This window comes from Pseudomonas sp. 3JA, from assembly GCF_036961705.1.
Lineage (GTDB): Bacteria > Pseudomonadota > Gammaproteobacteria > Pseudomonadales > Pseudomonadaceae > Aquipseudomonas > Aquipseudomonas fluorescens_Q.
This window is the reverse complement of the sequence record NZ_JBAMDJ010000035.1, coordinates 35,853-55,904: the sequence shown is the minus strand read 5'-3', so window position 1 is coordinate 55,904 and position 20,052 is coordinate 35,853. Positions and strand designations below refer to the sequence as shown.

Below are 20,052 nucleotides of genomic sequence, written 5' to 3'. Positions count from 1 at the left end.
AGGGGCCATTCTTGAAACCGGAATACCCCTGATCTCGACCCGAATTTTTAATCTCGACCTGAACGCGCCTCTCCCTTAAGGTAGGCGCGAATAGACAACCGGCCGGCCCAAGCTCTCTTGGACGTCGACCCAAGACGGACGCCTATGAACCCGAATTTTCTAGATTTCGAACAGCCGATCGCCGACCTGCAAGCCAAGATCGAAGAGTTGCGCTTGGTCGGTAATGACAATTCGCTGAATATCGGCGATGAAATCTCTCGTCTGCAGGACAAAAGCCGCACGCTGACCGAAGACATCTTCGGCAAGCTGACCAGCTGGCAGATCGCTCGCCTGGCGCGTCACCCGCGTCGTCCCTATACCCTGGACTACATCGAGCACATCTTCACCGAGTTCGATGAGCTGCATGGCGACCGTCACTTCTCCGACGACGCCGCGATCGTCGGCGGTGTCGCCCGTCTGGAAGACCAGCCAGTGATGGTGATCGGCCATCAGAAAGGCCGCGAAGTGCGCGAGAAAGTACGTCGCAACTTCGGCATGCCGCGTCCGGAAGGCTACCGCAAGGCCTGCCGCCTGATGGAAATGGCCGAGCGCTTCAAGATGCCGATCCTGACCTTCATCGACACGCCGGGTGCCTACCCGGGCATCGACGCCGAAGAGCGCAACCAGAGCGAAGCAATTGCCTGGAACCTGCGCGTCATGGCGCGCCTGAAAACCCCGATCATCGCCACCGTGATTGGCGAAGGCGGTTCCGGCGGTGCGTTGGCCATCGGCGTCTGCGACCAGTTGAACATGCTGCAATATTCCACTTATGCGGTGATCTCGCCGGAAGGTTGCGCCTCGATCCTGTGGAAAACCGCCGAGAAGGCGCCGGATGCCGCCGAGGCCATGGGCATTACCGCCGAGCGTCTAAAAGGCCTGGGTATCGTCGATAAAGTGATCAGCGAGCCAGTCGGCGGCGCTCACCGCGATCCGGCTGCAGCGGCGGCACTGATCCGCGCCGAGCTGAGCTCGCAACTGTCGATGCTCAAGAAGTTCGACAACGAAGCGCTGCTGGCTCGTCGCTACGAGCGGTTGATGAGCTACGGCCTCTGATCTGACTGCAACACCCATGTGGGAGCGGGCTTGCTCGCGAAAGCGGTTTAACATTCAACAGATGCGTTGACTGGTACACCGCTTTCGCGAGCAAGCCCGCTCCCACATTTGTTTGTGCCAAGGCAAACCCTTATGAACCACAGCACGGACCTGCCAACCCGGCTCCTCACACAGCTATCCCCCTGGCGCAACGCCGCCACCTGGCGCATCGCCTTCTCCGGCGGCCTCGACTCCACCGTCCTGCTGCACCTGCTCGTAACCCTTTCTCAACGCCAACCCTTGCCCCCGCTGAGCGCTATCCATGTGCATCACGGCCTCCAGGCGGTGGCCGAGGCGTGGCCGGACCATTGCCGTTCGGTCTGTGCGGCCCTGGGCGTGCCGCTGGATGTGGTGGCTGTGCAAGTGCGCCTTGGCCCCAGTGTCGAGCGCGCCGCGCGGGAAGCGCGTTACGCGGCCTTTGTCGCGGCGATCCACCGCAATGAAGTGCTGCTGACCGCCCAGCATCGCGATGACCAGGCCGAAACCCTGCTGTTTCGCCTGCTCAGGGGAGCGGGGGTGAAGGGCCTGGCGGCGATGCCGGCGCAGCGTCCTTTGGGCCAAGGGCATTTGCTGCGGCCCTTGCTCGATGTGCCCCGGGCGGAGCTGGAAGCCTATGCGAGGCAGCGTGGCTTGAGCTGGATCGAAGACCCATCCAACGACGACCATCGGTACGCGCGCAATTACCTGCGCCAGCGAGTTTTTCCAGTGTTGGCCAAGCAATGGCCCCAAGCTTCGACGACCCTGGCTCGTAGCGCTGCGCACATGGGCGAAGCCCAGGGGTTGCTGGACGATCTGGCGCAAATCGACCTGGCCCAGGCCGCGACCCCGGGCGCGTTCGACTGGCTCGGGCTGCAATCCCTGGCGCTGGCGCCTTTGCGGGCGTTGTCGCCGGCCCGTCAGCGCAACGCCTTGAGCCACTGGCTGGCACCGATGACCCTGCTGCCCGACACCGATCACTGGTCGGGCTGGGACTCGTTGCGCGATGCTGCCGACGATGCCAGGCCGATCTGGCGCCTGGCCGGTGGCGAGCTGCATCGCGCCGCCGGGCGGGTCTGGTGGTTATCCGACCACTGGCTATGTTCGCTGCCAGGCACCGTCGACTGGGCCGATCCGGCGGTTGCGCTGCGCTTGCCGGGCAATGGTCGGGTAGTGCTCGACGGCACGCCGCCTGCGGGACCGCTTAGCGTGCGCTATCGTCAAGGCGGCGAGGTGATGGTGTTAGCGGGTCGTGGTCATCGTGACCTCAAGCGTTTGCTCAATGAAAAGGCCGTGCCGGTGTTCGTTCGCGGCCGATTGCCGCTGCTCTATCAGGGCGAGCAATTGCTGGCGGTGGCCAACCTGACCGGGCTCGATGCACAGGCTGATGGCAGTTGGCAATTGATCTGGACGCCAGGAAGCCAAGATCTGGGTTTGAGCTGAAAGGGGCTTTCCGGTAGACTACGCTCCCTTCTTGATACAACTTCTGTGGATTCGCCTGAATTGCAGGAGTTGCCGATTACCAAGCAGTCTTTGCTGGGCGATTCCAAAAAATGTGTAGCGAGCAACGTACCGGTGATTTCACTTCCGGTCTGTCCCAACGCGGCGGTTTTTTTGAAAGGTGCACTGTGATTAATGCAGGTGATCGGGGGCTTCGGCCTTCCTTCGCTTTCCCCGGCGGCTCGGACCGCTTTAACGCAGACTTCTAGGGTTTTTCATGACGCGCTACATATTCGTCACGGGCGGTGTTGTTTCTTCATTGGGGAAAGGCATTGCCTCGGCTTCATTGGCGGCCATCCTGGAGGCGCGGGGACTTAAGGTCACCATGCTCAAGCTGGACCCGTACATCAACGTCGACCCGGGCACCATGAGCCCGTTCCAGCACGGTGAAGTGTTCGTCACCCACGACGGCGCCGAGACCGACCTGGACCTGGGCCACTACGAGCGGTTCATCCGCACCACCATGACCCAGAACAACAACTTCACCACCGGCCGTGTCTACGAGCACGTGCTGCGCAAGGAGCGTCGTGGTGACTACCTGGGCGCGACCATCCAGGTCATCCCGCACATCACCGACGAAATCAAGCGCCGCATCATCAAGGGTGCCGGCGATGCCGACGTGGCGATGGTCGAGATCGGTGGTACCGTGGGCGACATCGAGTCCCAGCCGTTCCTCGAAGCCATCCGCCAGTTGCGTTTTGAAATCGGCGCCAAGCGCGCGATGCTGATGCACCTGACCCTGGTCCCGTACATCGCCACCGCTGGCGAAACCAAGACCAAGCCGACCCAGCACTCGGTCAAGGAACTGCGTTCCATCGGCCTGCAGCCGGACGTGCTGATCTGCCGCTCCGATCACCCGATCGACATCTCTTCGCGTCGCAAGATCGCCCAGTTCACCAACGTTGAAGAGCGTGCGGTCATCGGTCTGGAAGACGCCGACACCATCTACAAGATTCCGGGCATCCTGCACTCCCAGGGCCTGGACGACTTCGTCGTCGAGCGCTTCGGCCTGCAATGCGCCAGTGCCGATCTGTCCGAGTGGGAAGCCGTGGTCGATGCCAAGCTCAACCCGGAGCACGAAGTCACCATCGCCATGGTCGGCAAGTACATGGAACTGCTGGACGCCTACAAGTCGCTGATCGAGGCGATGAGTCACGCCGGCATCAGCAACCGTACCAAGGTCAACCTGCGCTACATCGATTCCGAAGACATCGAGAACCAGGGCACCGGCCTGCTCGAAGGCGCCGATGCGATCCTCGTGCCGGGCGGCTTCGGCCTGCGGGGCGTGGAAGGCAAGATCACTGCCGTGCAATACGCTCGCGAAAACAAGGTGCCCTACCTGGGTATCTGCCTGGGCATGCAAGTGGCGGTCATCGAGTTCGCCCGTAACGTGTTGGGCTGGAAAGATGCCAACTCCACCGAGTTCGATCGTGCCAGCGGCCATCCGGTCGTGGGCCTGATCACCGAGTGGGAAGATGCTACCGGTGCCGTGGAAGTGCGTACCGAAAGTTCGGACCTGGGCGGCACCATGCGTCTCGGTGCCCAGGAATGCCTGCTGGAAGCCGGCTCCAAGGTGCACGATTGCTACGCCAAGGATGTGATCGTCGAGCGTCACCGTCATCGCTACGAAGTGAACAACAACCTGTTGCCACAGTTGATCGAAGCCGGCCTGAAGATCTCCGGTCGTTCCGGTGACGGCGCGCTGGTCGAAGTGGTCGAGGCTCCGGATCACCCATGGTTCGTCGCCTGCCAGTTCCACCCCGAGTTCACCTCGACACCACGGGACGGTCATCCGTTGTTCAGCGGTTTCGTGAAAGCCGCTTTGGCTCAACACCAGAAAAAGGCATAAGACGATGGCTCAGAAGATAATCCGCGTCGGCGACATCGAGGTTGCCAACGACAAGCCCATGGTGCTGTTTGGCGGCATGAACGTGCTGGAAAGCCGCGACATGGCGATGCAGGTCTGCGAAGAGTACGTGAAGGTCACCCAGAAACTGGGGATTCCTTATGTCTTCAAGGCCAGTTTCGACAAGGCCAACCGTTCGTCCGTGACGTCCTACCGTGGCCCAGGCCTGGAAGAAGGCATGCGGATCTTCCAGGACATCAAGCAAGCCTTTGGCGTGCCGATCATCACCGACGTCCACGAGCCGGTCCAGGCCGCCGTCGCCGCCGAGGTCTGCGACGTCATCCAGTTGCCGGCCTTCCTGTCGCGCCAGACCGACCTGGTGGTCGCGATGGCCAAGACCGGCGCGGTGATCAATATCAAGAAAGCCCAGTTCCTCGCGCCCCAGGAAATGAAACACATCCTGAGCAAGTGCGAAGAGGCCGGCAATGACCAGTTGATCCTCTGCGAGCGTGGTTCGAGCTTCGGCTACAACAACCTGGTGGTGGACATGCTCGGCTTCGGCATCATGAAGCAGTTTGAGTACCCGGTGCTCTTCGACGTGACGCATGCCTTGCAGATGCCTGGCGGTCGTTCCGACTCCGCTGGCGGTCGGCGCGCCCAGGTCACTGATCTGGCCAAGGCGGGCATGAGCCAGTCCCTGGCCGGTCTGTTCCTCGAAGCCCACCCCGATCCAGACAACGCCAAGTGCGATGGTCCTTGTGCCTTGCGTTTGAACAAGCTGGAACCCTTCCTGTCTCAGCTCAAGGCGTTGGACGAGTTGGTCAAGAGTTTTCCGACGATAGAAACCGCGTAACGCGGATTTCTCCGGTAAAGTACCGCCCGATAATCGCTCTGGCCTGCGGGCCGCACCGTTCTTGAGGGCACGCCTTGTACCCTGTGGCGAGGGAGCTTGCTCCCGCTGGAGTGCGAAGCGCTCCCGTTGAGTTCAAGTCGTGTCGCAGCCGAGTGGGAGCAAGCTTCCTGCAACGTTCTAGTCAACTTTGGAGTGTTTACAACAATGGCAAAAATCGTCGACATCAAAGGTCGTGAAGTTCTCGACTCCCGTGGCAACCCCACTGTTGAAGCGGACGTGCTTCTCGACAACGGTATCATCGGCAGCGCCTGCGCGCCGTCCGGTGCTTCCACTGGCTCGCGCGAAGCGCTGGAGCTGCGTGATGGCGACAAGAGCCGTTACCTGGGCAAGGGCGTGCTCAAAGCCGTCGCCAACATCAACGGTCCGATCCGTGACCTGTTGCTGGGCAAGGATCCTGCCGACCAGAAAGCCCTCGATCACGCGATGATCAAGCTCGACGGTACCGAAAACAAAGCCACCCTGGGCGCCAACGCGATCCTCGCCGTGTCCCTGGCCGCTGCCAAGGCTGCGGCCCAGGACCAGGACCTGCCGCTGTACGCCCACATCGCCAACCTCAACGGTACCCCGGGTGTCTACTCGATGCCGGTGCCGATGATGAACATCATCAACGGCGGCGAGCATGCCGATAACAACGTCGACATCCAGGAGTTCATGGTGCAGCCGGTTGGCGCCAAGACCTTCTCCGAAGGCCTGCGCATGGGCACCGAGATTTTCCATCACCTCAAGGCCGTGCTGAAGGCCCGTGGCCTGAGCACTGCCGTTGGCGACGAAGGCGGTTTCGCACCGAACCTGGCGTCCAACGAAGACGCGCTGAAAGTGATCTCCGAAGCCGTGGCCAACGCTGGCTACAAGCTGGGCACCGACGTGACCCTGGCCCTGGACTGCGCCGCCAGCGAGTTCTTCGAAGACGGCAAGTACAACCTGTCCGGCGAAGGCCAGGTGTTCACTGCCGAAGGTTTCGCCGACTACCTCAAGGGCCTGACCGAGCGTTATCCGATCATCTCCATCGAGGACGGCCTGGACGAGTCCGACTGGGCTGGCTGGAAAATCCTCACCGACAAGATCGGCGAGAAAACCCAGCTGGTGGGTGACGACCTGTTCGTGACCAACACCAAGATCCTGAAAGAAGGCATCGACAAGAAGATCGCCAACTCGATCCTGATCAAGTTCAACCAGATCGGCACCCTGACCGAAACCCTGGAAGCCATCCAGATGGCCAAGGCTGCCGGCTACACCGCCGTGATCTCCCACCGTTCCGGTGAAACCGAAGACTCGACCATTGCCGACCTGGCCGTGGGCACTGCGGCAGGCCAGATCAAGACCGGTTCGCTGTGCCGTTCCGACCGCGTTTCCAAGTACAACCAACTGCTGCGTATCGAAGAGCAATTGAATGGCAAGGCCAAGTACAACGGTCGCGCCGAGTTTCGCGGTTAAGCGGTAAATGGTAAAAAGACAGCGGTTTAGGTCGCAAAAGTCGCCATGGCGGCGGTTTTGTCTCTAATCTGATGCCTTATCAAGCACAAGCCTGGTTCTTCCAGGCTTCGTGCTATCAGACGCTTCAAAGTTTGGCATGGCGGTCTTTTTTCACTGGATACCTGATATTCGATGCGCAGTCCCAATTGGTTGTTTCTTGTCTTGCTCCTGTTGCTGGCCGGCCTGCAGTACCGCCTGTGGGTGGGCAATGGCAGCTTGGCGCAAGTGGCCGACCTGACTCAGCAAATTGCCGACCAACACGCCGAAAACGAGGCGCTGCTGGAGCGTAATCGGGTGATGGACGCCGAAGTGACAGAGCTGAAAAAAGGCATGGAGACCGTTGAAGAGCGGGCTCGACATGAACTGGGCATGGTCAAGGAGGGCGAAACCCTCTACCAGTTGGCCCAATGAGTATTCGTTTGCCGGCCTTCTGGGCCGTGATTCCTGCCGCGGGCGTTGGCGCTCGTATGGCTGCGGACCGTCCCAAGCAATACCTGCAATTGGGCGGACGCACAATTCTTGAACACAGCCTCGGCTGTTTTCTCGACCATCCCACCGTCAAGGGCGTGGTGGTCAGCCTTGCACACGATGATCCCTACTGGCCGACCCTGGCCTGTGCCAACGACACACGCATCCAGCGTGTCGACGGTGGCGAGCAACGTTCGGATTCAGTGCTCAATGCCTTGCTGCACCTGCACGAGCAGGGCGCCGACGATCACGACTGGGTGCTGGTGCACGACGCTGCCCGGCCCAACCTGGCCCGGGCCGACCTGGACACGCTGCTCAGCGAGTTGGCGAACGACCCGGTCGGTGGCCTGCTGGCCGTTCCGGCGCGCGACACCCTCAAGCGCGTCGACAAACACGGCCGCGTGCTGGAGACCGTTGACCGCAGCGTGATCTGGCAAGCCTACACGCCACAGATGTTCCGCCTCGGCGCCTTGCATCGGGCCCTGGCTGACAGCCTGGTGGCGGATGCGGTGATTACCGATGAAGCGTCCGCCATGGAGTGGGCGGGGCAGGCGCCACGGCTGATCGAAGGGCGGGCCGATAACATCAAGGTCACCCGGCCGGAAGATTTGGAGTGGTTGCGCCAGCGCTGGGCGAATCGGCGTTAAACGGGATCTGTTCTCTCGTTAGATCGTCAGCATCTGGGCCGGCGCCATCGCGAGCCAGGCAACAAAGCCCCCCCGGTCACCCCCGATATTCCGGCCGCCCAGCCAACCCTTCCTTCAAGTAATCCACCAACTTGCGCACCTTCGGCGACAGGTGTCGCTGCTGTGGGTACAACGCCCACACTGCCGTATTCGGCGGTTGATGGGCTTCCAACAGCGAGATCAATGCACCGCTGTGCAAATGCTCCAGCACGTAATAATCCGGCAGTTGGCACAACCCCACACCTTGCAACGCCGCATCGAGCACCGCTTGCCCGCTGTTGCAGCGCCAGTTTCCCTGTACCCGCTGGGAAAATTCCCGCCCATTCTGCTCCAACTGCCAGATGTCGGAGCTGCCGATCAGGCAGTTGTGGCGGCTCAGTTCCGACAGACTATGGGGCCGCCCGTAGCGTTCCAGGTATGAGGGGGAAGCGCACAGGTACATGCGCCGCGGTGCCAGGCGCGTAGCGACCAGGCGGGAGTCCTGCAAGCGACCCAGGCGAATCGCCAGGTCCAGGCTCTCATGTACCAGGTCCAATGGGCGATTGCTCAGCTCGATGTCGACCCGCAACTGTGGGTAGAGCCCCATGAAGCGCGTCACCAGCGGCACGATAAACCGCTCGCCATAGGCCACGGCGCAGGTCATGCGCAGCATGCCCTTGGGTTCGCTGGCCAAGTCGCCGACGGCCCGCAGTGCTTCCTCGCGTCCGTCCTGCAGGCGTTGGCAATGCTGCAAAAAGGTTTGCCCGGCTTCGGTCAGTGTCACCCGGCGGGTGCTGCGGTACAGCAAACGTGTTTGTAGACGTTCTTCGAGCCGTACGATTTGTCGACTGATATGGGAGGACGACACCCCGAGGCGTTCGGCGGCGGCGGTGAATTGACTGCATTCGGCCACGGCGACGAACTCGTCGATCCCCTCCCAGCGGTTTTCGGACATGAAGGATTATCCCTGTACGGCAATAATGTTTTGCTTTTGGTTGGATTATTCATCGTCCGGCGGAGGATTACACTCCCGGTCTTGTTTTTATTTGCTGGAGAGACCGGATGATCAAGTCGCGCGCTGCCGTTGCCTTCGAGGCCAAGAAACCCCTGGAAATCGTTGAAGTCGACGTCGCCATGCCCAAGGCGGGCGAAGTGCTGTTGCGCGTGGTGGCTTCCGGTGTCTGCCACACCGATGCCTACACCTTGTCGGGCGCCGACCCGGAAGGGATCTTCCCGTCGATCCTCGGCCACGAAGGCGGCGCTATTGTCGAAGCCGTCGGCGAAGGCGTGACCTCGGTCGCGGTGGGGGACCATGTGATCCCGCTGTACACCCCGGAGTGCGGCCAGTGCAAATTCTGTAAGTCGGGCAAGACCAACCTCTGCCAAGCGATTCGCGCCACCCAGGGCAAAGGCCTGATGCCGGACGGCACTTCGCGCTTTTCCTACAAGGGCGAGACGATTTTCCACTACATGGGCACCTCGACGTTCTCGGAGTACACCGTGCTGCCGGAAATCTCCGTCGCGAAGATTCCAAAAGAAGCGCCGCTGGAAAAAGTCTGCCTGCTGGGTTGCGGCGTCACCACCGGCATCGGCGCGGTCCTCAACACTGCCAAGGTCAAGCCAGGTGATACCGTGGCGATCTTCGGCCTGGGCGGCATTGGCCTGTCGGCGGTGATTGGTGCCGTGAAGGCCAAGGCCTCGCGCATCATTGCCATTGACATCAATCCGGCCAAGTTCGAAATCGCCAAGCAACTGGGCGCTACCGATTGCGTCAACCCGAAAGACTTCGATCGTCCGATCCAGGAGGTCATCGTGGATATGACCGACGGCGGCGTGGACTTTTCCTTCGAGTGCATCGGCAATGTCCAGTTGATGCGTGCCGCGCTGGAGTGCTGCCACAAAGGGTGGGGCGAGTCGGTGATCATCGGCGTGGCCGGCGCCGGCCAGGAAATCGCCACCCGTCCCTTCCAGTTGGTGACCGGGCGCGTCTGGCGCGGTTCGGCCTTTGGTGGCGTGCGCGGTCGCAGCGAATTGCCAAGCTATGTGGAAATGGCCGAGAAGGGCGAGATCCCGCTGGATACTTTCATTACCCACACCATGGGCCTGGAAGATATCAACAAGGCATTCGACCTGATGCATGAAGGCAAGAGCATCCGCACCGTCATTAATTTTTAAGGAGCAGCTGCAAGCGGCAAGCTACAAGCTGCAAGTGGGCATCGCGTTCTCTTGCAGCTTGAGGCTTGAGGCTTGAGGCTGAAATGCAATGAACCTCGAAAATCTCTCCTGCCAGAAAAGCTTCGACGGCTGGCACAAACGTTACCGGCACCGTTCCGACGTGCTCGGTTGTGACATGGTGTTTGCCGTGTACCTACCGCCGCAAGCGGAGCAGGGCGGCAAGTTGCCTGTTCTGTACTGGTTGTCCGGGTTGACCTGCACCGACGAGAACTTCATGCAAAAGGCCGGTGCCCAGCGCATGGCCGCCGAGTTGGGCTTGATCATCGTTGCGCCGGACACCAGCCCCCGTGGCGCCGACGTGCCGGGCGATCCGGACGGCGCCTGGGACTTCGGCCTGGGGGCGGGTTTTTATCTGAACGCCACGCAGGATCCGTGGGCGCGGCACTATCGGATGCATGACTACGTGGTGCAGGAATTGCCGGCGCTGGTCGAAGCGCATTTCCCGGCTTCTGACAAACGTGGCATCAGTGGCCACTCCATGGGCGGCCACGGTGCGCTGGTCTGCGCCTTGCGCAACCCGGGGCGTTACCGTTCGGTGTCGGCCTTTTCGCCGATCAACAATCCGATGGATTGTCCATGGGGCCAGAAGGCTTTCTCTCGTTACCTGGGGGACGACCGCTCGAAATGGCGTGAATGGGATGCCTGTGCGTTGATTGCCGAGGCGCAGGAGAAGCTGCCATTGCTGGTGGACCAGGGTGATCGTGATGATTTCCTGGCCAACCAGCTCAAGCCCGAAGCCCTGCAACAGGCGGCCAAGGCGGCCGATCATCCGTTGGAATTGCGCCTGCAACCGGGCTACGACCACAGCTACTTCTTCATCGCCAGCTTCATCGACGACCACTTGCAGCATCATGCGCGCGCTCTAAACCTCTAATGCAGGTAGAATCACGCCCTGACAAAAATCGGGGCGTTTTTTTATGCGTATTGGCCACGGCTACGATGTTCACCGTTTCGCTGAAGGCGACTTCATTACTCTGGGCGGCGTGCGGATCGCACACGGCTTCGGGCTGCTCGCGCATTCTGACGGTGATGTCCTGCTGCATGCCTTGAGCGATGCACTGCTCGGCGCCGCGGCCCTGGGTGACATCGGCCAGCACTTCCCCGACACCGACCCGCAATTCAAGGGCGCCGACAGCCGCGTGCTGCTGCGTCATGTGGTTTCGCTGATCCACGCCAAGGGCTGGAAAGTCGGCAATGTCGATAACACCATCGTTGCCCAGGCCCCCAAGATGGCGCCGCACATCGAAGCGATGCGCCAGCTGATTGCCGAGGATCTTCAAGTTGAGTTGGACCAAGTGAACGTGAAAGCCACCACCACCGAGAAGCTTGGTTTCGTCGGTCGCGAAGAGGGCATTGCCGTCCACTCCGTCGCCTTGTTGCTGCGCCCATGACTGAACTGGAACTACTGGGCCCGCGTGCCTACGGCGAACCGCTGGGCAGTGCGGTACTCAAGGCCACCGCTGAAGATTTCCAGGTCGATGAAGTGCTCGACATCCCGTTGACCGGTGATGGCGAGCACTTGTGGATCTGGGTTGAAAAACGTGGTTTGAACACCGAAGAAGCCGCCCGGCGAATCGCCAAGGCTGCCGGCGTGCCGTTGCGCACTGTCAGCTACGCCGGGCTCAAGGACCGTCAGGCCCTGACCCGCCAGTGGTTCAGCATCCAATTGCCGGGCAAGGCCGATCCGGACCTGTCGGCGGCAGAGAACGACACGCTGAAAATTCTCAAGACCGCACGCCACAGGCGCAAGCTGCAACGCGGCGCGCACTCGGCCAATGGCTTTACCTTGCGGCTGACTCAATTCAACGGCGACACGACGGCGATCGATGCGCGGCTGCAACAGATTGTCCGCCAGGGCATCCCCAACTATTTTGGCGCCCAGCGCTTCGGCCATGACGGCGGCAATGTCGTCGATGCCCGGGCCTGGGCGGCGCGCAAGGCGTTGCCGGAACAGCGCAATGTACGCTCGCGGTTGTTGTCCACCGCCCGCAGCTTTCTGTTCAACCGGGTGTTGGCGGCGCGGGTTGCCGACGGCACCTGGCAGCAGGCCCAGGTTGGCGATTTGCTTGCCTTCACCGACAGCCGCAGTTTTTTCCCAGCCGGCGAGGCTGAGTGCAGCGACCCGCGCCTGGCCATTCTCGACTTGCACCCGACCGGGCCACAGTGGGGCGAGGGACCTTCGCCTGCCGCTGGCGCGACGTTCGAGTTGGAACAAGCTATCGCCGCGGGTGAAGCCGACCTGCGGGACTGGTTGATAAACGCGGGAATGAGTCACGAACGTCGCATCCTGCGACTGCCCATTGGCGGCCTGTCGTGGCATTATCCCCAGCCTGACATTCTGCAACTGGAATTCGTCCTGCCGGCCGGATGTTTCGCCACTGTCTTGGTGCGCGAACTCGTCGATTTGGTGCCGGTGGGGCAGACGGACAGCCCATGCGTATTCTGATTTCTAACGACGACGGGGTGACAGCACCCGGTCTTGCCGCGCTTTATGCTGCGCTGGCGGATTTTGCCGAGTGCGTGGTCATCGCCCCGGACCAGGACAAAAGCGGCGCCAGCAGCTCGCTGACGCTCGACCGTCCGTTGCACCCCTGCTATCTGGATAACGGTTTCATCAGCCTCAACGGTACTCCGACCGATTGCGTGCACCTGGGCCTCAACGGCTTGCTGGAGCGTGAGCCGGACATGGTGGTGTCAGGCATCAACCTGGGCGCCAACCTGGGGGACGACGTGCTTTATTCCGGCACGGTTGCCGCCGCCCTGGAAGGTCGTTTCCTGGACAAGCCATCGTTTGCCTTTTCGTTTGTTTCGCGGCAGGTCGATAACTTGCCGACCGCCGCTTATTTCGCCCGTAAACTGGTCGAAGCCCACGGCGAGTTGGAGCTGCCGCCACGCACGGTGCTGAACGTGAATATCCCCAACCTGCCGCTCGATCATATCCGTGGCATCCAGCTCACTCGCCTGGGCCACCGTGCCCGGGCCGCCAAACCTATGCATGTCGTCGACCCGCGCGGCAAGGCCGGTTACTGGATCGCCGCCGCCGGTGATGCCGAAGACGGCGGGCCGGGCACTGATTTCCATGCGGTGATGCAAGGTTATGTCTCGATCACGCCGTTGCAGTTGGACCGTACCTTCAACGACGCCTTTCGAAATCTCGATGGCTGGCTGGAGGGGCTGCGCTGATGGCTCGTGAGCAAGACGATATGCTGCGCCGCGGAATCGGCATGACCTCCCAGCGCACCCGTGAACGATTGATCCAGCGTCTCTACGAAGAAGGTCTCTCCAACGCCCAGGTGTTGGAGGTGATTCGCCGTACGCCGCGCCATCTGTTCGTCGACGAAGCCCTGGCCCATCGCGCCTATGAAGACACGGCGTTGCCGATCGGCCATAACCAGACCATTTCCCAGCCATACATGGTGGCCCGCATGAGCGAGTTGCTGCTCGAGGCCGGGCCGCTGGACAAGGTGATGGAGATCGGTACCGGCTCGGGTTACCAGACGGCGGTGTTGTCGCAACTGGTCGAGCGGGTGTTTTCCGTAGAGCGGATCAAGGTACTGCAGGACCGCGCCAAGGAACGCCTGGTGGAGTTGAACCTGCGCAACGTGGTGTTTCGCTGGGGAGATGGCTGGGAGGGGTGGCCGGCCCTGGCGCCGTACAACGGCATCATCGTGACCGCGGTGGCCACCGATGTACCCCAGGCCCTGCTGGATCAGCTTGCTCCCGGCGGACGACTGGTCATTCCGGTGGGCGCAGGTGAAGTCCAGCAGTTGATGCTGATCGTACGTGAAGAACATGGTTTTTCACGACACGTCCTGGGGGCGGTGCGGTTCGTGCCGTTACTCAATGGGCCGTTGGCCTGAGCATTTATAAACACACGCTGAATTCCGTGGCCTGGCCTGTGTCTTACAGCGGCACCGATTTGCTGAACAGAGTCCAACAGCGTCGAGCAAACGTGTGCGGCGACACGTTGCGCTTCATTAATAGAGGCGTAGTCGTTGCCAGCTATATTTGTATGAGTTCTGCCTGGACAGGCAGTTTCCAATTTTTCTGCCACCACAAAGGGAGCGGCGGGTGAGTCTCACAGTCATTGCGCAGCGTATGGGTATCACGAGCTTTCAGCGCCTGGTGACTGGCCTCGTCTTGAGCACTTTGCTGGTCGGATGTTCGAGTACGCCGTCGAGTAATGTCCGGGTTGTCGATCGCAACAGTGCAACACCGCAACGTCCTACAGTAACGACCGGCCAATATGTAGTCCGTCGCGGCGATACGCTGTTTTCCATCGCTTTCCGCTACGGCTGGGACTACAAAGCCCTCGCGGCGCGCAACAACATTCCTGCGCCTTATACGATTCACCCCGGTCAGACGATTCGCTTCGATGGCCGTAGCGGTTCAACGCCTACCGCGGTGGTTACGCAGTCGGGTTCGACGCCTTCTTCGTCGAGCAAGACCACGGTCATTCGCCGGCCGACGGGGGCTGGGACGGCGGTAGTACCGTCCGTCGCGAGCAAACCAGCCCCTGCTCCGATGCCTCCCGCAGGCCCCGCCCCGACCGGCTGGGGATGGCCTTCTAATGGCGTTCTCATTGGAAAATTCTCTTCAAACGGTAGTTTGAATAAAGGAATTGATATCGCCGGGGATTTGGGACAGCCTGTTTTAGCCGCGTCTGATGGCACGGTTGTGTACGCCGGGAGTGGTTTAAGGGGCTACGGCGAACTCGTGATCATCAAACACAGCGATACCTACGTCAGTGCCTACGGTCACAACCGCAGGCTGTTGGTTCGGGAGGGGCAGCAGGTCAAAGTCGGACAGACAATTGCCGAAATGGGATCAACGGGAACAGACCGGGTGAAACTGCATTTTGAGATTCGCCGGCAAGGTAAACCAGTCGATCCGCTGCAATTCCTGCCTCGGCGTTGATTTGATTGTCAGCCTGTTCCGTCACGTAGAGGGAACAGGCTCCAGCGTTGCCAAGGATAAAGGCGTCGCTTGGGCTTGAGGTCGAACTCACCAAAGGACTATAACAATGGCTCTCAGTAAAGAAGTGCCGGAGTTTGACATCGACGATGAGGTTCTCCTTATGGAGACCGGCATCGCTATGGATTCGATGTCGAATGATGAAGGGGCGACTCCACCTTCCGTTCGTGCCAAATCCAAACACTCCGCTTCGCTTAAACAACATAAGTACATCGATTACACCCGGGCGCTGGACGCCACTCAGCTGTACCTCAACGAAATCGGTTTTTCGCCACTGCTCTCCCCCGAGGAAGAAGTTCATTTTGCGCGGCTGTCGCAAAGTGGCGACCCGGCCGGTCGAAAACGCATGATTGAAAGCAACCTGCGCCTGGTGGTGAAAATCGCCCGACGCTACGTCAATCGTGGGCTTTCGCTGCTGGACCTGATCGAAGAGGGCAACCTGGGCCTGATTCGCGCCGTCGAAAAATTCGACCCCGAGCGCGGCTTCCGCTTCTCGACCTACGCCACCTGGTGGATCCGCCAGACCATCGAACGGGCGATCATGAACCAGACCCGGACGATCCGGTTGCCGATTCATGTGGTCAAGGAACTGAACGTCTATCTGCGGGCCGCCCGCGAGTTGACCCAGAAACTCGACCATGAGCCTTCACCCGAAGAAATCGCCAACCTGCTGGAAAAACCGGTAGGTGAGGTCAAGCGCATGCTTGGGCTCAACGAGCGTGTCTCTTCGGTAGATGTCTCGCTGGGGCCGGACTCGGATAAGACCCTGCTGGATACCCTGACCGACGATCGTCCGACCGATCCGTGCGAGTTGCTCCAGGACGATGACTTGTCCCAGAGCATTGACCAGTGGCTTTCGGAACTTACGGACAAGCAACGGGAAGTGGTGATTCGCCGCTTCGGCTTGCGCGGTCACGAAAGCAGCACGCTTGAAGATGTAGGCCTGGAGATTGGTTTGACCCGTGAGCGGGTCAGGCAGATCCAGGTGGAGGGCCTCAAGCGCCTCCGGGAGATCCTGGAGAAGAATGGCCTGTCGAGTGAGTCGCTGTTTCAATAACCCGAGTGCAGCGCAGCAAGAAAAGCCCCGACTGGTTCGGGGCTTTTCCGTGTTTGGGCAGATGTATTGAGCACTACGCTATGCGATGCACTCTTGTGGCGAGGGGATTTATCCCCGCTGGGGCGCGAAGCGGCCCTGAAACAGAAACCGCGGCGTTCAATTCAATAATTTGAGACTCTACGCAGTCCCACGGGGCGTTGCGACGTTTCGCTAAATCCCCTCGCCACCAGAGTGCGTTTCTACGCCTTCTCTATTTATAGATTCAGCGTGTAAGCCTTTGCCTAGTGTCGCGTAAGTGATCGGTTTCTCATTGGCGGGATAGACTGCTATAAGCATTGTGATTTTTTTGTATTTATATGATTTATAAGGACTTTTATTTTGTGAAGGTGGCGTGACAGAGCAAACCACCTGTATCAGCCGCGTTGCACTCGCCTGGGAAAATACTAATATCAGTCCTGTGTCGACGGACAGACACACCCGTCAAGGATGATGGGAAGGAAGGACATCGCAGGACGCGATTCATCAGGATGATGAAAAGGATTAAAGGGATTAGGGAAAAAATGTGGGCGGGTCAAACCGCCCCTTTTTTTGCCTGCGATTTCTTGAATCCGGAAAAGCAAAAAGGCCCGCAGGGGCCTTTTCGACGAACGCAGGGATGATCAGCGTTCGAGCTCCTTGAGCTTATCGTCCTTGCCATCCCACTCAGCGGCGTCCGGCAGAGCGTCTTTCTTTTCGGTGATGTTCGGCCAGATGTCCGCCAGTTCGGCGTTCAGCTCGATGAAGTTCTCCATGCCGGCCGGCACTTCGTCTTCCGAGAAAATGGCATTCGCCGGGCATTCCGGTTCACACAGGGCGCAGTCGATGCACTCATCCGGGTGAATGACCAGGAAATTCGGCCCTTCGTAAAAGCAGTCCACCGGACACACTTCTACGCAGTCGGTGTACTTGCACTTGATGCAGTTGTCGGTGACGACGAAGGTCATTTCTAATTCTCTCCTCAGGCGGCGGCAGCGAAGCCCCTTCACGGTAGGGTCGCCAGGTTTGGGAGCGATAGTCTGCGAACCAGGCTAATAGTCCGCAGCATCCCAAACCGCGCGCGATTCTAACAGCTTGAAAGCCTGTATGTTAGATCCGTGTCTTCAATGTATAGAGTAAATCCAGTGCCCGACGAGGTGTCAGGTCGTCCAGGTCGAGCTTGGCCAGTTCATCGAGTACCGGATGCGGCAGGCTGGCGAACAGGTCGCTTTGCTGCGGTGCGGCCGGTTTGCCTTTGGTCGGGCGCGGCGCTTCGTGGGGCAGGCTGGTGGTTTCCAGGCGGCTCAGATGCTCGCGGGCACGGGTAATGACTTCACTTGGCACGCCGGCCAGTTGCGCCACCGCCAAGCCGTAGCTCTGGCTGGCCGGGCCGGGCAGCACGTGGTGCAGGAAGACGATGCGCTCGTTGTGCTCGGTGGCATTGAGGTGAACGTTGGCCACCAGCGGCTGGCTTTCCGGCAACACGGTGAGTTCGAAGTAATGGGTGGCGAACAGCGTGTAGGCCCGCAGGTGCGCGAGGCGCTCGGCCGCGGCCCAGGCCAGGGACAAGCCGTCGAAGGTGCTGGTGCCGCGTCCGACTTCGTCCATCAGCACCAGGCTGCGTTCGGTGGCGTTGTGCAGGATGTTCGCGGTTTCGCTCATTTCCACCATGAAGGTCGAACGCCCGCCGGCCAGGTCGTCGCTGGAGCCGATCCGGGTGAAAATCCGGTCCACCAGGGACAATTCGCAACTGGCCGCCGGGACGAAACTACCGATGTGGGCCAGCAGCACGATCAACGCGGTTTGGCGCATGTAGGTGGATTTACCGCCCATGTTCGGACCGGTGATCACCAGCATGCGGGTGTTGTCGTCCAGGCTCAGGTCGTTGGCCACGAACGGCGTGGTCAGTACTTGTTCGACCACTGGGTGACGACCCTGGCTGATGCGCATGCACGGCTCGCTGACGAAGCGCGGGCAGTTGAGGTCCAGGTTCAGCGCGCGCTCGGCCAGGTTGCTCAGCACGTCCAGTTCCGCCAAGGCGCCGGCGGTGTCCTGCAACGGCGGCAGTTGGCTGATCAAGTCTTCGAGCAGCGCTTCGTAGAGCATCTTTTCCCGGGCCAGGGCGCGGCTCTTGGCCGACAACGCCTTGTCTTCGAACGCCTTGAGTTCCGGGGTAATGAACCGCTCGGCGCCCTTGAGGGTCTGGCGGCGAACGTAATCGGCCGGGGCCTGTTCGGCCTGCTTGCTCGGCAATTCGATGAAATAACCGTGGATGCGGTTGTAGCCGACCTTGAGGTTGGCCAGGCCGGTACGGGCTTTTTCTCGGGCTTCGAGGTCGATCAGGAACTGACCGGCGTTCTCGCTCAGCGCTTGCAGCTCGTCGAGTTCGGCGTCGTAGCCGGTTTTCAGCACGCCGCCGTCGCGGATCACCGCCGGTGGGTTGTCGATGATGGCTTTTTCCAGCAGCGCGGCCAGTTCCGGGTAGGTGCTGGTGGTGCGTGCCAGTTGTTGCAGGTGCGGCGCTTCGAGGTCGGTCATCGCCACCTGCAGTTCAGGCAACGCGCCGAGGGCATCGCGCAAGCGCGCCAGGTCACGGGGACGGGCGTTGCGCAGGCCGATTCGGGCGAGGATTCGCTCGATGTCACCGATTTCCTTGAGTTGCGGTTGCAACTGCTCGAAGCGATAGCGATCCAGCAGGCAGGTAATGGAGGACTGGCGCGCCAACAGCACGGTCAGGTCCCGCAGCGGCCGATTCAACCAGCGAGTCAGCAGACGGCTGCCCATGGCGGTCTGGCAGCGATCGACCACCGATTGCAAGGTGTTGTCGCGCCCGCCGGCCAGGTTGGTGTCCAACTCCAGGTTGCGTCGGCTCGCGCCGTCCAGCACCACGGTGTCATCCAGGCGCTCGTGACGCAGGCTGCGCAAATGGGGCAGGGCGGTGCGCTGGGTTTCCTTGGCGTAGGCCAGCAGGCAACCGGCCGCGCCGATGGCCAGGGTCAGGTTTTCGCAGCCGAAGCCCTTGAGGTCCTGGGTGGAAAACTGCTGGCAGAGACTTTTCAGCGCCGAATCACGCTCGAAATCCCACGGCGCCCGACGACGCACGCCACGGCGTTTTTCTGCCGGCAGGTCCTTTGGCCAGTCGTCCGGGATCAACAGCTCCACCGGATTGACCCGCTCCAGCTCCGCCAGCAGGTTTTCCCAGCCCTTGATTTCCAGCACCGAGAAATTGCCGCTGGTGATGTCCAGCACCGCCAGGCCGAACAGGCGCTCATCGCCCAGGACTGCGGCGATCAGGTTGTCCCGGCGTTCGTCCAGCAGGGCCTCGTCACTGACTGTACCCGGGGTGATGATCCGCACGACTTGGCGTTCCACGGGGCCCTTGCTGGTGGCCGGGTCGCCGACTTGCTCGCAAATCACCACGGATTCGCCGAGCTTGACCAGTTTCGCCAGGTAACCTTCCGCCGCGTGGTAAGGAATCCCACACATCGGAATCGCCATGCCTGCCGATTGCCCACGTGCCGTCAGGGTGATGTCTAGCAACTTGGCGGCTTTCTTCGCATCCTCGTAGAAGATCTCGTAGAAGTCGCCCATGCGGTAGAACATCAGCTGATCGGGGTGCTGGTTCTTCAGGCGCCAGTATTGTTGCATCATCGGCGTGTGGCTGGAGAGGTCGTTCACGGCGGTATTCATGGGTGTCAGGCAAGCTCGTTGAAAGGTGTGGGGCAAAAGGAGGGGCATTGGCCCGGCTTTTCCGCGATGGGCGCAAGGTTAACATGGGCGGTCTGGTGCTACCCAGCGT

General features: G+C 60.7%; 18 protein-coding genes. 15 read left to right on the top strand and 3 right to left on the bottom strand.

The annotated features are described in order from the left end of the window. The first annotated feature begins 144 nt into the window (after positions 1 to 144). From V7773_RS23500 to ispD, 7 genes are all read left to right on the top strand, one after another. Positions 145 to 1,092 (top strand): acetyl-CoA carboxylase carboxyltransferase subunit alpha, encoded by a 948-nt coding sequence (locus V7773_RS23500; protein WP_063322756.1) that lies wholly within the window; start codon positions 145 to 147, stop codon positions 1,090 to 1,092. Between the two features lie 132 nt (positions 1,093 to 1,224). Then, positions 1,225 to 2,550 (top strand): tRNA lysidine(34) synthetase TilS, encoded by a 1,326-nt coding sequence (tilS, locus tag V7773_RS23495; protein ID WP_336075443.1) that lies wholly within the window; start codon positions 1,225 to 1,227, stop codon positions 2,548 to 2,550. 274 nt (positions 2,551 to 2,824) lie between these two features. Continuing rightward, positions 2,825 to 4,456, top strand: a complete 1,632-nt coding sequence (locus tag V7773_RS23490; protein ID WP_003198266.1) for a CTP synthase — start codon at positions 2,825 to 2,827, stop codon at positions 4,454 to 4,456. Between the two features lie 4 nt (positions 4,457 to 4,460). Beyond that, positions 4,461 to 5,306, top strand: coding sequence for a 3-deoxy-8-phosphooctulonate synthase (gene kdsA / locus V7773_RS23485; RefSeq protein WP_063322754.1), 846 nt, complete (start codon positions 4,461 to 4,463; stop codon positions 5,304 to 5,306). Positions 5,307 to 5,510: 204 nt separating this feature from the next. After that, on the top strand, positions 5,511 to 6,800 hold the full coding sequence (eno, locus tag V7773_RS23480; RefSeq protein WP_030139475.1) for a phosphopyruvate hydratase: 1,290 nt from the start codon (positions 5,511 to 5,513) through the stop codon (positions 6,798 to 6,800). Positions 6,801 to 6,971: 171 nt separating this feature from the next. Beyond that, positions 6,972 to 7,250: a cell division protein FtsB gene (gene ftsB, locus V7773_RS23475; protein WP_003184873.1), complete on the top strand. Its 279-nt coding sequence runs from the start codon at positions 6,972 to 6,974 to the stop codon at positions 7,248 to 7,250. Continuing rightward, the gene (ispD, locus tag V7773_RS23470; protein WP_336075439.1) at positions 7,247 to 7,954 is read left to right on the top strand and encodes a 2-C-methyl-D-erythritol 4-phosphate cytidylyltransferase; all 708 of its coding nucleotides are present in this window, start codon (positions 7,247 to 7,249) and stop codon (positions 7,952 to 7,954) included. The genes ftsB and ispD overlap by 4 nt, the downstream gene beginning before the upstream one ends. A gap of 76 nt (positions 7,955 to 8,030) precedes the next feature. On the opposite strand, the gene V7773_RS23465 is transcribed toward ispD, so the two are convergent. Further along, positions 8,031 to 8,927, bottom strand: coding sequence for a LysR substrate-binding domain-containing protein (locus tag V7773_RS23465; protein ID WP_063322751.1), 897 nt, complete (start codon positions 8,925 to 8,927; stop codon positions 8,031 to 8,033). A gap of 107 nt (positions 8,928 to 9,034) precedes the next feature. Here V7773_RS23465 and V7773_RS23460 point away from each other — a divergent pair, with 107 nt between their 5' ends. From V7773_RS23460 to rpoS, 8 genes are all read left to right on the top strand, one after another. Beyond that, positions 9,035 to 10,147, top strand: a complete 1,113-nt coding sequence (locus V7773_RS23460; protein ID WP_072343393.1) for an S-(hydroxymethyl)glutathione dehydrogenase/class III alcohol dehydrogenase — start codon at positions 9,035 to 9,037, stop codon at positions 10,145 to 10,147. Positions 10,148 to 10,235: 88 nt separating this feature from the next. Further along, positions 10,236 to 11,081 carry an S-formylglutathione hydrolase gene (gene fghA, locus V7773_RS23455; RefSeq protein WP_336075437.1) on the top strand — a complete coding sequence of 282 codons (846 nt, stop codon included), beginning with the start codon at positions 10,236 to 10,238 and terminating at the stop codon, positions 11,079 to 11,081. Between the two features lie 43 nt (positions 11,082 to 11,124). After that, a complete protein-coding gene (gene ispF, locus V7773_RS23450; RefSeq protein ID WP_072343388.1) occupies positions 11,125 to 11,598 on the top strand; it encodes a 2-C-methyl-D-erythritol 2,4-cyclodiphosphate synthase in 474 nt (157 codons plus the stop codon). Beyond that, positions 11,595 to 12,653, top strand: coding sequence for a tRNA pseudouridine(13) synthase TruD (truD, locus tag V7773_RS23445; RefSeq protein WP_092144080.1), 1,059 nt, complete (start codon positions 11,595 to 11,597; stop codon positions 12,651 to 12,653). The genes ispF and truD overlap by 4 nt, the downstream gene beginning before the upstream one ends. Beyond that, positions 12,641 to 13,390, top strand: a complete 750-nt coding sequence (surE, locus tag V7773_RS23440) for a 5'/3'-nucleotidase SurE (RefSeq protein ID WP_038856712.1) — start codon at positions 12,641 to 12,643, stop codon at positions 13,388 to 13,390. The genes truD and surE overlap by 13 nt, the downstream gene beginning before the upstream one ends. 41 nt (positions 13,391 to 13,431) lie before the next feature. Next, a complete protein-coding gene (locus V7773_RS23435) occupies positions 13,432 to 14,067 on the top strand; it encodes a protein-L-isoaspartate(D-aspartate) O-methyltransferase (protein WP_170862085.1) in 636 nt (211 codons plus the stop codon). Positions 14,068 to 14,278: 211 nt separating this feature from the next. Next, on the top strand, positions 14,279 to 15,124 hold the full coding sequence (locus V7773_RS23430; RefSeq protein ID WP_086936656.1) for a peptidoglycan DD-metalloendopeptidase family protein: 846 nt from the start codon (positions 14,279 to 14,281) through the stop codon (positions 15,122 to 15,124). Between the two features lie 106 nt (positions 15,125 to 15,230). Further along, entirely contained in the window at positions 15,231 to 16,238 is a 1,008-nt protein-coding gene (rpoS, locus tag V7773_RS23425; RefSeq protein WP_003198289.1) for an RNA polymerase sigma factor RpoS, read from the top strand. A 659-nt stretch (positions 16,239 to 16,897) separates the two neighbouring features. Here the strand turns inward: rpoS and fdxA are convergent. Both fdxA and mutS read right to left on the bottom strand, forming a co-directional pair. After that, a complete protein-coding gene (gene fdxA / locus V7773_RS23420; RefSeq protein ID WP_336075432.1) occupies positions 16,898 to 17,221 on the bottom strand; it encodes a ferredoxin FdxA in 324 nt (107 codons plus the stop codon). 142 nt (positions 17,222 to 17,363) lie between these two features. Further along, positions 17,364 to 19,931: a DNA mismatch repair protein MutS gene (gene mutS / locus V7773_RS23415; protein ID WP_167331288.1), complete on the bottom strand. Its 2,568-nt coding sequence runs from the start codon at positions 19,929 to 19,931 to the stop codon at positions 17,364 to 17,366. Between the last annotated feature and the right edge of the window lie 121 nt (positions 19,932 to 20,052).

Excerpts from the sequence above, each read along its gene's own strand:
- V7773_RS23500 (WP_063322756.1), top strand. The coding sequence starts at position 145 with ATGAACCCGAATTTTCTAGATTTCGAACAGCCGATCGCCGACCTGCAA.
- tilS (WP_336075443.1), top strand. The coding sequence starts at position 1,225 with ATGAACCACAGCACGGACCTGCCAACCCGGCTCCTCACACAGCTATCC.
- V7773_RS23490 (WP_003198266.1), top strand. The coding sequence starts at position 2,825 with ATGACGCGCTACATATTCGTCACGGGCGGTGTTGTTTCTTCATTGGGG.
- kdsA (WP_063322754.1), top strand. The coding sequence starts at position 4,461 with ATGGCTCAGAAGATAATCCGCGTCGGCGACATCGAGGTTGCCAACGAC.
- eno (WP_030139475.1), top strand. The coding sequence starts at position 5,511 with ATGGCAAAAATCGTCGACATCAAAGGTCGTGAAGTTCTCGACTCCCGT.
- ftsB (WP_003184873.1), top strand. The coding sequence starts at position 6,972 with ATGCGCAGTCCCAATTGGTTGTTTCTTGTCTTGCTCCTGTTGCTGGCC.
- ispD (WP_336075439.1), top strand. The coding sequence starts at position 7,247 with ATGAGTATTCGTTTGCCGGCCTTCTGGGCCGTGATTCCTGCCGCGGGC.
- V7773_RS23465 (WP_063322751.1), bottom strand. The coding sequence starts at position 8,927 with ATGTCCGAAAACCGCTGGGAGGGGATCGACGAGTTCGTCGCCGTGGCC.
- V7773_RS23460 (WP_072343393.1), top strand. The coding sequence starts at position 9,035 with ATGATCAAGTCGCGCGCTGCCGTTGCCTTCGAGGCCAAGAAACCCCTG.
- fghA (WP_336075437.1), top strand. The coding sequence starts at position 10,236 with ATGAACCTCGAAAATCTCTCCTGCCAGAAAAGCTTCGACGGCTGGCAC.
- ispF (WP_072343388.1), top strand. The coding sequence starts at position 11,125 with ATGCGTATTGGCCACGGCTACGATGTTCACCGTTTCGCTGAAGGCGAC.
- truD (WP_092144080.1), top strand. The coding sequence starts at position 11,595 with ATGACTGAACTGGAACTACTGGGCCCGCGTGCCTACGGCGAACCGCTG.
- surE (WP_038856712.1), top strand. The coding sequence starts at position 12,641 with ATGCGTATTCTGATTTCTAACGACGACGGGGTGACAGCACCCGGTCTT.
- V7773_RS23435 (WP_170862085.1), top strand. The coding sequence starts at position 13,432 with ATGACCTCCCAGCGCACCCGTGAACGATTGATCCAGCGTCTCTACGAA.
- rpoS (WP_003198289.1), top strand. The coding sequence starts at position 15,231 with ATGGCTCTCAGTAAAGAAGTGCCGGAGTTTGACATCGACGATGAGGTT.
- fdxA (WP_336075432.1), bottom strand. The coding sequence starts at position 17,221 with ATGACCTTCGTCGTCACCGACAACTGCATCAAGTGCAAGTACACCGAC.